This is a genomic window from Chitinophaga sp. NPDC101104, from assembly GCF_050277495.1.
GTDB lineage: Bacteria > Bacteroidota > Bacteroidia > Chitinophagales > Chitinophagaceae > Chitinophaga.
Map to the genome: position 1 here is coordinate 147,029 of NZ_JBNNSF010000003.1, position 11,730 is coordinate 158,758.

Genomic DNA, 11,730 nt, shown 5'->3' on the forward strand with positions numbered 1-11,730 from the left:
TCCGGGCTGCGGGGGTATTGTTTCAGGATGCGGGAGGTTGTTGGCATGCGCATGTGCCGGCTTTGGGATTGACGGGTTATGGATGGTCACGGCAGGCTGCCTATGGATCGTTGGAGGTGGTGGTGCGGGTGTATTTGCGGGCGGTGCGGGGGATGGGGGGCGTGATAGAAGATATGATGGAGGATATGGAGGAAGGGGGATGGAAAATGGAGGCGGGGGAATGGTATGCGCCGTTGATGGGGTATGGTCAATTGCGGGAGGTGTTGGGATATATGCGGAGGGGAGCGATGATGCGGCCGTTCGGGTTATTGCTGGAAGAGGGCTCGCTGGCGCGGGGTTCGTAATCAATCAATAGGGATATGCAAACGCTGGAATGCAATGAGGACGTGTCTTTGGATACGTTCCGGGATTTCCTGTGCCTGAATGGTTATCATTTCCGCTTGTTGGGTGGCGGGCATGAGCAGTGGGAGGGTGTTCGGAAGCGGCGGCCGGTGGTGTTGTCGCGCACGGTGTGCCCGGTGCCGCCATTTGTCATCCGGCAGGTGTTGCGGGAAACGGGTATCCCGATGGATGCCTTGCGGGCTTATCTGGCTGGGGAGACGTGAGGTTGCGGAACGGGAAAGAGGCTTTCTGTAACGTGGGTTTTGTGCATGGGGATTCATGCAGTTGTAGTGGGAAATGTGTGGCCCAATGGATGCTTTGAGGGCTTATCTGGCCGGGGAGACGTGAGGTTGCGGAATGGGAAAAGGAGCTTTCTGTAATGTGGAGTTTGTGCATGGGGATTCATGCAGTTGCAGTGGGAAACGTGTGGCCCGAGGGATGCCTTGAGGGCTTATCTGGCCGGGGAGACGTGAGGTTGCGGAATGGGAAAAGGAGCTTTTCTGTAATGGAGTTTGTGCATGGGAATTTGATGGGATTGCATTTTCCCACTACGGTGGAGAACGGTGAAACTCGCAGTTGTTGTGGGGAATGGTATTGCGAAGGATGAGCTGCTGGACTATCGGACCTGGTGCTCGATATGGCAGTATGAAAAAAATGGGACTGGTGTAGGAACATGTTATTGGAATGCATTTTCCCATGCATTGGAGAACCGTGTAACACGATGAAGTTATTGTGGGAAACGAACGGCCCGAAGAATGGCTGTTATGGACATACGTGGCCGGAAGCGCGCTGTAATGAATGAATGTGAAAATACGATAAAGCGGAATTTGGGTAGTGCAATGAAAATGGAATGCACATACCCGCGCATTGCGGTTGATTGTGCAATGAATTGCCGGTGTTGACAAAGGCGGTAGCAATGCCGCGCAACCCTGGGGTTAGTACCATTGTGCGCCGGATAACCGGCGGCAGCGGTGGACATAAGCAGCATAAAAAAAGGACCGGCATTCCTGCCGGTCCCCTGGTATGTTATCGCTGAAATCAGCGAACGCTTTTCAGCAGTTCCTGTACGGCGCGTTCCAGTTGCGGGTCTTTGTCCGCCAGCCTGTCGGTAAAGGTGGTTTTGACATAGATGTCGGGGGCCACGCCTTCTTTCTCGAGGTTTTTGCCATCGAGGGTATAGCAACCCCAGGAAGGGAGCCGGTAGAAGGACCCGTCTACGAGTCCTTTGCCGGAGGTGAAAATGATCCAGCGGTAAGATTCGGTGCCGATGATTTTCCCGAGCCCGAGCGCCTTGAAGCCCGCGGCCGTCATTTCCGCATCGCTGAGCGATTGTTCGTTGATCAGCAATACGATGGGTTTGCCTGCCGGTGCGAAGTTCGGCTGCGGCGAGGGTTTGCCTTCGCGATATTGCCATTGGAGATACGGGCGTTGGGAAAGGAACTTGAGGACTTCATCATGCACGTTGCCGCCGGTATTGTACCGGAGGTCGAGAATGAGCGCATCTTTGCCGGATAATTTCGCGGTCATGTCGATAAGGAATTTGTCGAGCTCCCCGCCGCCCATGTTCTTCATATACGTGTATGCGATGCGGTTGTTGCTGAGCTTGTCGACCTTCTGTTCGTTGCCGTAAATCCATTCGTCGTACAGCTGCTGGTCGAGCGCGCCGGAGCTTTGCGGGTGGAGCCGCACTTCGAAGGGTTTGCCGCTGCGCTCGAACGTGAGCGTGATTTCGCGCTCCATCGAGGGCCGGGTGAAGTATTGGTCGCGGCATTGTTTGGGGTCCACGGCTTTGCCGTTTACCTGGGTGAGCACGTCACCGGGCTGGATGTCGATGCCCGTTCTGTCGGCATTGCTGTTGGCCACGATGCGCTGTACTGTGTAAGGTTGCTGCGGATCGAAGAGGACGCCGGTTTCCATGGTCTGGTAACTGAGGGCGATGCGCTCGTCGTCGCCATAAGTGTTGAAGCCCAGGTGCGAAGAGTTCAGTTCCCCGAGCAGGTCGTTCAGCAGCACGCGGAGGTCGGCGCGGTTATTCACGTAGGGAAGATAACGGCTGTATTCGTCGCGCAGTTTAGGCCAGTTGGTACCGTGGAAATCGGCATTGTAGAAGTTCTCTTCCACGTTCGCCCACATTTCGTAGTAAATCTGCTGGAATTCTTCCTGCAGGTTGCGGTAGAAGGTTTGCCCAATGCTGATGGGATCGATCTTGTTGGCGTCTGCATTGAGTTTGCAGATATTTCCACCGGCGAGTGCGAAGAGTTTGCCGTCTACTTCCACGATGTTGCCGTCGAAGCGTTCGCTGCCGTTGATGCGTTCTGTCTTGGTTTCTTCGAAAGGCTCGCTTACCATTTTGTAAAGTGCGCCGCGGCCTTCGTGGTTAGAGCCGAAGAAGAGGGTGGTTTTATCGCCTTTTCCCGACATATGGTAGGGGCCGTATTGGGAACCGAAGCCGGGAGACACCTGTTCTACGCGCTGCATGAGCCGGTCCATATTGATGGTGATGCTCTTGGTGGCGTCTGCGCTGTCGGATTTTTTGTTGGATTTCGCAGTCTTGTCGTCTTTGCCGGATTTGCCTGATTTGTCGTCGTTCTTTTTATCGTCTTCCTTCTTCTTGAACAGCTCGTCGAATTTGGTGGAACGGTAGGGATCGTCGTATTTGTCGAGCGCGAGCCGGTAGATTTTCGGGTTGGTCATGCCGAAGGGATACGCGGGCCGGGTGCGGGAGGAGGCGAAGTAAATGTACTTCCCGTCGGGCGACCAGAAGGGATCGACTTCAGACACGCCTGTATTGGTGAGGTTGACCGTCGTGTTCTTTTTGAGGTTGTGCACGAAGATATCCTTTTCGAAATTGCGGTGTGCATTGAATACCACGTATTCGCCATTGGGCGAAAAACGGGGATCGGGGCTTTGGAACGCCCATATCTCCTCTTTCGCGATGGTGCGGGATTGCAGCGTTTTGAGATCGATGATCCGGACTTCGTCGCGGCCGCTGAAGTACACGGCCTGTGAGCGGTCGTGGTTCAGGTTGAGGCTGCGGTTGTTGCGTTTGTCGCTCGTGTGCTGTTTGATGGTCCCGCTGCCATCAGCGGCAACGGTATAGAGGTTGAGGTAGCCGTTGAGCGTTTGGTTGAACAGGAGGGTTTTGTTATCGGGGAGCCACAGCACTTCGGTCGCTCTTTCGCCGTTGCGCGGTATCTGGCGGACGAACTTGCCTTCGATATCAGACACGAAGAGCTCGCCGCGCGAAATGAAGGCGAGTTTTTTGCCATCGGGCGATACATCGAAGTTGGAGATGCGGTCGCGCACGTCGAAAGCTTGTTCTTTGGAAAGAACGGGGTTCCGGAAGAGCTGGAGCGCGAGTTTTTCGGATTTCCCGGAAGACACGTCGTATACCCAAACCTGGTAGTCTTTTTCAAACACGACTTTGCTGCCGTCTGCGCTGACGTTGGGCCGTTTGATGGAGGTGGAGAATTTGGTCAGGGCTTTCTTCTGTCCGTTGGCGAAGGTGTAGAGGTTGTATTCCCCGTTGGCTTCGTCGGAAACGAAGAATATATTGCCTTTGCGGTCGATGGTGGTCCAGAAGTCCTTACCGCGGTAGTCGGTGTACTGTTTGTATTGTTTGGTGGCGGGGTTGTAGGATTGGATGTCTGGGTTGAAATCGCCTTTATATCGTTTGCGGTTGGCGGCCCAGCTGGATTCCCAGGTGTCGTTGAAGAACAGTTCGCCGGAGGCGGGGTGTTCAGACAGGTTATGTACCTGGTTGAAGTAGTGGGGGAATACGCGAACGGGAGTTCCGCCGTTGATGCTTTGTTTGAAAGAGGTGGCAGACCCTTCGCGGTTGGAGGTGAAGTAGATGGATTTGGAATCCCAGCTCCAGGAATCCATGAGGTCGGGTGCGTCATGGAAGGTGAGCTGTTTGATATCTCCGCCACTGATGGGCATGATGAACACGTCTTGCCGTCCGAACTGGGTGCCGGTGAAAGCGATCCATTTCCCGTCCGGGGAAACCCTCGGGAGCGTTTCGTTGCCTTGCATGGCGGTGAGGCGGGTGGCTTGTGGATTGCGGAGGTCCGCTTTCCAGAGATCGCCTTCGAAACTGAATATAACCGTTTGTCCGTCCGGGGTAAGGGTGGGAAAGGTGGTGAAATAAGTGTCCGACTGTTGGGCCGCGGCCGGCAGGGATAATGCTGCCGCCAGGATACCCATGTAGATTGGTCTCATAATAACAGGGGAATTTAAGAATAGAAAGATAGTGAGGATTCCCTGTACCCGGAAACCATTTATCACGTCAGGAGGCGGTTTCGGAACATTTTTCGGGTGATTTGTGCCCCTGGAGCGCATTGGGGCGTAGGAGCCACTGGTTTTCCCGGGAGCTTGCCGGACCGGTATGATCAGCAATTGAACATTCCGGGACGGTTTGTACTTTTTTGTTCCTCCCGGTTTGAGTGTTATTATTATTTTTTGCGGTGAGCGTAAAAAAAAGCCGGCCCTCGCAGGCCGGCCCTTCAGTATCGGACAATGGTTTTTACACCACCACGTTGATCATTTTACCTTTCACGAAGATGATCTTCTTCGGTGTTTTCCCTTCCAGCCACTTCTGCACCACTTCATTCCCCAACGCGATCTGCTCCGCTTCCGCCTGCTCCACGTCCAGGGAAATGTTGATGGTCGTACGAAGTTTGCCGTTCACGGAAACGGGGTATTCCTTCGTGGATTCCGCCACGTATTTCACGTCGAACACCGGGAACGCCGCATCCAGAATGGAACCGCTGTTGCCGATGGCCGCCCACAGCTCTTCGCTCATATGCGGCGCATACGGCGTGAGCAGCACCAGCAGCTGTTCCAGCACGGCTTTCTTGTGGCATTTCTGATCGGTCAGTTCGTTGGCGCACACCATGAATGCGCTCACCGCGGTGTTGAACGAAAGGCGCTCGCTGTCTTCGTCGATCTTACGGATCGCCTTGTGCAGGGATTTCATCTCTTCCGCCGTAGGCGCTTCGTCTTTCACCACCAGCCCCTTGTTCTCATCGTAAAACAGGCGCCATACTTTCTTCAGGAACCGGTGAACGCCTTCAATGCCCTTGGTTTCCCAGGGTTTGCTCTGCTCGATCGGCCCGAGGAACATTTCGTACATCCGGAACGTATCGGCACCGAATTTCTCCACCACCATATCCGGGTTCACGGTATTGAAAAGGCGCTTGCTCATTTTTTCGAGCTGCGTTCCACAAATATATTTACCATTCTCGAGGATGAATTGCGCATTGGCATAATCGGTACGCCATTGCCGGAATGCCTCGGTATCCAGCTCCACGCCATCCACGATGTTCACATCCACATGCAGCTCGTCGGTCTCGTACTGGTCGCGCAGTCCGGCAGACACGAACTGGTTCGTTCCCCGCACGCGGTACACCAGGCGCGAGCTGCCGCCGATCATCCCCTGGTTCACCAGTTTCTTGTAAGGCTCGTCAAAACCGATAAGCCCCAGGTCGAACAGGACTTTCGTCCACAAACGGCTGTACAGCAAATGGCCCACCGCATGTTCGGTGCCGCCGATGTACAGGTCCACCTGTCCCCAGTAATCAGACACTTTCCTGTCGCAGAAGGTTTCCGCGTTGTTCGGGTCCATATACCGGAGGAAATACCAGCTGGATCCGGCGTAACCGGGCATGGTATTGGTTTCGCGCTTCAGGGAAGTGCCCGGCTCGGAAGGCAGGTTTACCCATTCGGTCACGTTCGCGAGCGGCCCTTCGCCCTCTTCGCCCGGACGGTAATTCTCCACATGCGGCAGTTCCAGCGGCAATTCGGAAACATCCATTGCTTCGGGAACGCCGTTACGGAACACGATGGGGAAGGGTTCGCCCCAGTAACGCTGGCGGCTGAATCCGGCGTCGCGCATTTTGTAGTTGATCTGGCGCTTGCCGATGCCCAGCTGCTCGATCTTTTCGGCTACGATGTCCATCGCTTCGCGCATGGGCTTGCCGTTGAGGAAGCCGCTGTTCTGGAGGATGGCGTCTTTGGTGGCATTGGCTTCTTCGCCGTTGAAGGCGTCGCCGATGATATTGGTGATCGGGATGTTGAAATGACGGGCGAAGCCGAAATCGCGCGCGTCGCCGCAGGGCACCGCCATGATGGCGCCGGTGCCGTATCCCGCCAGTACGTATTCGGAAATCCAGATGGGGATTTGACGGCCGTCGAAAGGGTTCACGGCGTAGGCGCCGGTGAAGCATCCGGTGATTTGTTTCACCTCGGCCATGCGCTCGCGTTCGGAACGGCTCTGCACATAATCGCGGTAATCGCTCACCGCCTGGCTTTGCGCATCGGTCGTGATAGCGTCTACGAGCTCGTGCTCGGGGGCGACTACCATGAAGTCGACGCCGAAAATGGTGTCGGGCCGGGTGGTGTAGACCACGATGTTCTCGAGGCTGCCGGCCACGTTGAATTTGATCTCGGCGCCCTGGCTTTTCCCGATCCAGTTGCGCTGCATGTCTTTCATGGCGTCGCTGAACTGGACGGTTTCGAGCCCTTCGAGGAGGCGGTCCGCATATTCGGTGATGCGCAGGAACCACTGGCGCATTTTCTTCTTGATGACGGGATGGCCGCCGCGTTCGCTCACGCCGTTGATCACCTCGTCGTTGGCGAGCACCGTGCCCAATGCCGGGCACCAGTTCACTTCGGCGTAGGCGAGATAAGCGAGGCGGTATTCCATGAGGGCCTGCTGCTGCTCTTCGTACGTCCAGCCGTTCCAGGTGTCGGCGCTGAAGCGGAGGCTACGGTCGCCGGGGCATTCCTGGTGGATATTGCCTTCCTGTTCGAAAATGCGCACGAGGGTTTCGATGTTTTCGGCTTTGGCGGCATGGCGGTTATACCAGCTGCCGTAAAGCAGCAGGAAAATATGTTGCGTCCATTTGTAATACGACGGGTCGCTGGTGTTGATCTCGCGCTCCCAGTCGAAGCTGAACCCGATATTGTCGAGCTGCTGGCGGAAGGTGCGGATATTGGCTTCGGTGGTCACGGCGGGGTGCTGGCCGGTTTCGATGGCGTATTGCTCCGCGGGGAGGCCGAACGCGTCGTACCCCATGGGGTGCAGCACGTTAAAGCCTTTCAGCCGTTTGTAACGGGCATAGATGTCTGACGCGATGAAACCCAGCGGGTGCCCAACGTGCAGCCCGGCCCCGGAAGGGTAGGGGAACATGTCCAGCACGTAACATTTGGGTTTGGTGCTGTTGTTGCTGACCTTGTAGGCGCCGGTTTTCACCCAATGGTCCTGCCATTTCCGCTCAATTTGCCTGAAATTGTACTCCATAATCATCTAAAGCCCGGTATTGCCGGGCGCTTTATTGTAAATTACTTATTCACAAAAGATTTTCCAACCGGGCATTTTACCATATAATAAAAAATGTTAAAATACCGTTTGGGATGGCAAAAGTAAACATAAGTCCCAATTTTTATTATTTTCGCTCCTAAACTATAGACGAATGGCTCAACCCGGGAAAATGTCAGCAAAGAAATCGAAGCCGTCTTATATATATTCGATCATCGGGGTGACCCTGGTGCTCATCCTGCTGGGTGTGCTCGGTCTCTTCATGATCAATGCCAAGAACCTCAGCGAGTATTACAAGGAGAATATCGAGCTGCAGGTGATCCTGCGCGATAATGTGAAGGAAGACCAGGCCATCGCCCTGCGCGATTCCCTGGCGGTAATGCCGTTTGTGAAGAAAGCGCAGTATGTATCGAAAGACATGGCGGCCGAGAAGTTCAAACGCGAGAATCCGGACGAGAATTTCGCGGTACTGGGCTTCAACCCCCTGTATGCGAGCGTCGATATCAGCCTGCACGCCCGGTATGTGCAGCCAGACAGCCTGAAGGTGATCGAGCAGCAGATCCAGAGCCGCGCCAACGTCCGCGAACTGTATTATCAGAAGTCGCTCGTATCGGAAGTGCTGGAAATCGCGAAGAAAATCGGGATCGTACTGCTGGTGATCAGCGCGCTGATGTGCATCGTGGTACTGTTCCTCATCGATAATACCATCCGCCTCGCCATGTACAGCAACCGTTTCCTCATCAAAACGATGCAGATGGTAGGGGCTACCCGGTGGTTCATCGCCAAACCGTTCGACCGGCGGAGCATCATCAACGGCGGTATCAGCGCGGTGCTGGCCATCGCCTGCCTCATCGGGTTGATCTCCTTCGCGGAATCCGCCCTGCCGGGCCTCCGCGGGATGCGCGACTACTGGCTGACGGGCCTTCTGTTCCTGGCGCTGGTCGGGCTCGGTATCGGTATTTCCCTCCTCAGCACCCATCGCTCGGTGATGAAATACCTCAAGTTGAAACTCGATGATTTATATTGATCCAAATTTAATCTACAGATATGTCCAAAGAAGCAAATAAGCCGTCCACCTCCGGGTCTCTCTTCGGGAAAGGCAATTACCAGCTCATGCTGGCAGGTGTAATCCTCATCGCTATCGGGTTCCTCCTGATGATGGGCGGCAGCTCCGACGATCCTGCGCGCTTCTCCCCTGAAGAAGTGTACAGCTTCCGCCGTATCACCCTGGCCCCCATCGTCATCCTCCTCGGCCTCGCCGTAGAAGCCTGGGCTATCATGAGAAAGCCGAAAGCCTGATTATCAATACCGTAAACCCACATTGTAATCATAGCGATGACGCCCTCATCGCTTTTTCTTATTTTGAACCATGAGCACTTTAGAAGCCGTAATCATAGCCATCATCGAAGGATTAACCGAATTCATCCCCATCTCGTCTACCGGCCACATGGTCATCGCCAGCAGCGTAATGGGCATTAACGAAGACGAGTTCACCAAATTATTCGAAGTCGCCATCCAGCTGGGCGCCATCCTCGCGGTGGTAGTACTGTACTGGAAGAAATTCATCGATTTCGGCAAATGGCAGTTCTATGTGAAGCTCATCCTCGGCGTTTTGCCCGCCCTGATCCTGGGGTTCCTGCTCCACGACTACATCGATGCCTGGCTGGAAAGCCCCCTCATCGTGGGCTGCACCCTGCTGCTGGGAGGCTTCGTACTGTTGGTGGTCGATAAATGGTTCCAGCACCCCACCATCACGTCCGACGAAGGGATGGACTATTTCCGCGCCATCCGCATCGGGCTTTTCCAGTGCATCGCCCTCATCCCTGGCGTGAGCCGCAGCGCGGCCACCATTATCGGCGGCATGCAGCAAAAACTGACCCGCCACGCCGCCGCGGAATTCTCCTTCTTCCTCGCCGTGCCCACCATGGCCGCGGCCACCGGGTACAAACTGCTGAAGAACCACGAAGTGCTCACCAGTTCCCCCGACAATATGCGCCTGCTGCTCATCGGCAACGTAGTGGCTTTCATCGTAGCCATGCTCGCCATCAAATTCTTCATCGGAACGCTGCAGAAATTCGGGTTCAAAATGTGGGGATATTACCGGATCGTGGTAGGCATCATCATTATCGCGACAATTTTCCTGAACAAATAGGGAATCAAATACATGAAAAAAGGCTGACCGCGTAATGTGGTCAGCCTTTTTTTTATCCTTTTACGGCGAGGAGGAGCTCCAGGTCCGTGTATTTCAACTTGAATTTTTCGCTGAGGTGATAGTTGGTGAGGGCGCCTTTGTACAGGTAAATCCCGTTCCTGACGCCGCGCTTGATCCAGACGAGGTTCTCGAACCCGCCATCGTCCGCCGCTTCGATCAGCAGCGGCATGAGCACGTTGCTGATGGCCTGGGACGCCGTGCCGGCGAAGCCCGACGGGATGTTGGGCACGCAATAATGGATCACGTCGTATTTCTTGAAAACGGGATTCTCGTGCGAGGTCACTTCCGAAGTTTCGAAACAGCCGCCGCGATCGATGCTTACATCCACGATCACCGACCCGGTTTTCATGTGAGATACCATCGATTCGGTGACCACGATGGGCGTGCGCCCGCTTTGGGACGACAGGGCGCCCACGGCCACGTCGGCCGTCCGCAGCTGGTCGGCGAGCACCCGCGGCTGTATGACGGAGGTGAAAACGCGCACGCCGATGTTATTCTGGAGCCGTTTCAGTTTGTAAATGTTATTGTCGAACACTTTCACGGAGGAGCCGAGCGCCAGCGCCGTGCGCGCTGCGAATTCGCCTACGATCCCCGCGCCGATGATCACCACTTTCGTTGGCGGGATACCGGTAATGCCGCCCAGGAGGATGCCTTTCCCCCGGCTGCTCGTACTGAGGTATTGCCCCGCGATCAGCATCACCGCCGACCCCGCGATCTCGCTCATGGCGCGAACGATGGGGTAGGTACCGGAATCGTCTTTCAGGTTTTCGAAAGACAGCAGCGTGATCCGCTTGTCCATCATTTTCTGCAACTGCTCCGCTTTGAGGACAGACAGGTGGATGGGTGAAATAACGATCTGGTGCGGGTGCAGCAGCTCGATCTCCTCGTCGTTCAGCGGAGCGGATTTCACGATGACGTCTGCCTTGAACACTTCTTTTTTGTCATACACGATTTCCGCGCCGGCTTCTGAATAATCGGTATCGTAGAAATGCGAGCCGTCGCCGGCTTTATGTTCCACCACGATATGATGCCCGTTATTGGTGAGGATGCTGACCGCGTCGGGCGTTAGCGCGATGCGGTTTTCCTGGAAAGACGTTTCCTTCGGTATCCCGATGTAAAGGCGGGAATTTTTCTGCGGGATGTCCAGCGTCTCCTCGAGGGGCGAATACGTGAAACCGGCACTCACAACAGGTTTTGGCCTATGCTCCATATTGATGACAGTTGTATGTTTGGGTGGCTTCCAAAGTTACGTTTATTATTGCAGCGAAGGCCTGAATTCCCCCGGATTGGCGGAACCGGCCACCAGCTGGCGTTGCTGGCCCGGGGTGACGGACAGGAAGATATGTACGGTATCTGCCGGGAGGATGTCGGCCACCACATCCGGCCATTCCACGAAAGACACGGCGGAAGGGTGGTAAAGGCAGTCCTCCACACCGGCTTCCACGGCTTCTTCCAGGTTTTTGAGGCGGTAGAGGTCGAGGTGGTAGATGGTCCTGTCCTGCCCGTCGCCGTTTTTATACCGGTATTCGTTGATGATGGAAAAAGTGGGGCTTGCGGTGGTGCCGTTTACGCCTTTGGCCGCGCAAAGGGCTTTGATGAAGGTGGTTTTGCCCGCCCCCATATCGCCGTTGAACGCGAAAACGCGCGCTTTCGGGTAATTGGCCCAAAGCTGCCGGGCCGCATCCTGTAATTCATCCAGAGAGAAAATCAATTTCATACGTGTCTTTCCCTTATCAAAGCCTAAATTTAGCAATTCCCGCGCATTTACGGCCGTTTTATGCCGTTTTCAGGGGTTTTGACGGTGAAATCGGCGGCG

9 protein-coding genes are annotated in these 11,730 nt (G+C 55.1%); 5 read left to right on the top strand and 4 right to left on the bottom strand.

Translation table 11 applies throughout. The features are described 5' to 3' along the window. Positions 1 to 62 precede the first annotated feature (62 nt). Together ACQKLP_RS22470 and ACQKLP_RS22475 are read left to right on the top strand one after the other, a co-directional pair. Positions 63 to 344, top strand: coding sequence for a hypothetical protein (locus tag ACQKLP_RS22470; protein ID WP_427325214.1), 282 nt, complete (start codon positions 63 to 65; stop codon positions 342 to 344). Positions 345 to 359: 15 nt separating this feature from the next. Continuing rightward, positions 360 to 605 (top strand): hypothetical protein, encoded by a 246-nt coding sequence (locus ACQKLP_RS22475; RefSeq protein ID WP_427325215.1) that lies wholly within the window; start codon positions 360 to 362, stop codon positions 603 to 605. An 814-nt stretch (positions 606 to 1,419) separates the two neighbouring features. Here ACQKLP_RS22475 and ACQKLP_RS22480 read toward each other — a convergent pair. Next, entirely contained in the window at positions 1,420 to 4,602 is a 3,183-nt protein-coding gene (locus ACQKLP_RS22480; RefSeq protein WP_427325217.1) for a S41 family peptidase, read from the bottom strand. Between the two features lie 304 nt (positions 4,603 to 4,906). Next, positions 4,907 to 7,690: a leucine--tRNA ligase gene (gene leuS, locus ACQKLP_RS22485; protein ID WP_427325218.1), complete on the bottom strand. Its 2,784-nt coding sequence runs from the start codon at positions 7,688 to 7,690 to the stop codon at positions 4,907 to 4,909. Between the two features lie 184 nt (positions 7,691 to 7,874). Here leuS and ACQKLP_RS22490 point away from each other — a divergent pair, with 184 nt between their 5' ends. From ACQKLP_RS22490 to ACQKLP_RS22500, 3 genes are all read left to right on the top strand, one after another. Next, positions 7,875 to 8,729: a cell division protein FtsX gene (locus ACQKLP_RS22490; protein WP_427325219.1), complete on the top strand. Its 855-nt coding sequence runs from the start codon at positions 7,875 to 7,877 to the stop codon at positions 8,727 to 8,729. A 20-nt stretch (positions 8,730 to 8,749) separates the two neighbouring features. Continuing rightward, positions 8,750 to 9,001: a DUF3098 domain-containing protein gene (locus ACQKLP_RS22495; protein ID WP_341841635.1), complete on the top strand. Its 252-nt coding sequence runs from the start codon at positions 8,750 to 8,752 to the stop codon at positions 8,999 to 9,001. Positions 9,002 to 9,071: 70 nt separating this feature from the next. After that, positions 9,072 to 9,854: an undecaprenyl-diphosphate phosphatase gene (locus ACQKLP_RS22500; RefSeq protein WP_427325220.1), complete on the top strand. Its 783-nt coding sequence runs from the start codon at positions 9,072 to 9,074 to the stop codon at positions 9,852 to 9,854. Between the two features lie 52 nt (positions 9,855 to 9,906). Here the strand turns inward: ACQKLP_RS22500 and ACQKLP_RS22505 are convergent, their stop codons facing one another. Further along, positions 9,907 to 11,124 carry an alanine dehydrogenase gene (locus ACQKLP_RS22505; RefSeq protein ID WP_126244227.1) on the bottom strand — a complete coding sequence of 406 codons (1,218 nt, stop codon included), beginning with the start codon at positions 11,122 to 11,124 and terminating at the stop codon, positions 9,907 to 9,909. A 45-nt stretch (positions 11,125 to 11,169) separates the two neighbouring features. Continuing rightward, a complete protein-coding gene (tsaE, locus tag ACQKLP_RS22510) occupies positions 11,170 to 11,631 on the bottom strand; it encodes a tRNA (adenosine(37)-N6)-threonylcarbamoyltransferase complex ATPase subunit type 1 TsaE (RefSeq protein ID WP_427325221.1) in 462 nt (153 codons plus the stop codon). Positions 11,632 to 11,730: the final 99 nt, after the last annotated feature.

What these genes read in the sequence shown, in the direction of transcription:
- ACQKLP_RS22475 (WP_427325215.1), top strand. Translation starts at nt 360, where the DNA reads ATGCAAACGCTGGAATGCAATGAGGACGTGTCTTTGGATACGTTCCGG.
- ACQKLP_RS22480 (WP_427325217.1), bottom strand. Translation starts at nt 4,602, where the DNA reads ATGAGACCAATCTACATGGGTATCCTGGCGGCAGCATTATCCCTGCCG.
- leuS (WP_427325218.1), bottom strand. Translation starts at nt 7,690, where the DNA reads ATGATTATGGAGTACAATTTCAGGCAAATTGAGCGGAAATGGCAGGAC.
- ACQKLP_RS22490 (WP_427325219.1), top strand. Translation starts at nt 7,875, where the DNA reads ATGTCAGCAAAGAAATCGAAGCCGTCTTATATATATTCGATCATCGGG.
- ACQKLP_RS22495 (WP_341841635.1), top strand. Translation starts at nt 8,750, where the DNA reads ATGTCCAAAGAAGCAAATAAGCCGTCCACCTCCGGGTCTCTCTTCGGG.
- ACQKLP_RS22500 (WP_427325220.1), top strand. Translation starts at nt 9,072, where the DNA reads ATGAGCACTTTAGAAGCCGTAATCATAGCCATCATCGAAGGATTAACC.
- ACQKLP_RS22505 (WP_126244227.1), bottom strand. Translation starts at nt 11,124, where the DNA reads ATGGAGCATAGGCCAAAACCTGTTGTGAGTGCCGGTTTCACGTATTCG.
- tsaE (WP_427325221.1), bottom strand. Translation starts at nt 11,631, where the DNA reads ATGAAATTGATTTTCTCTCTGGATGAATTACAGGATGCGGCCCGGCAG.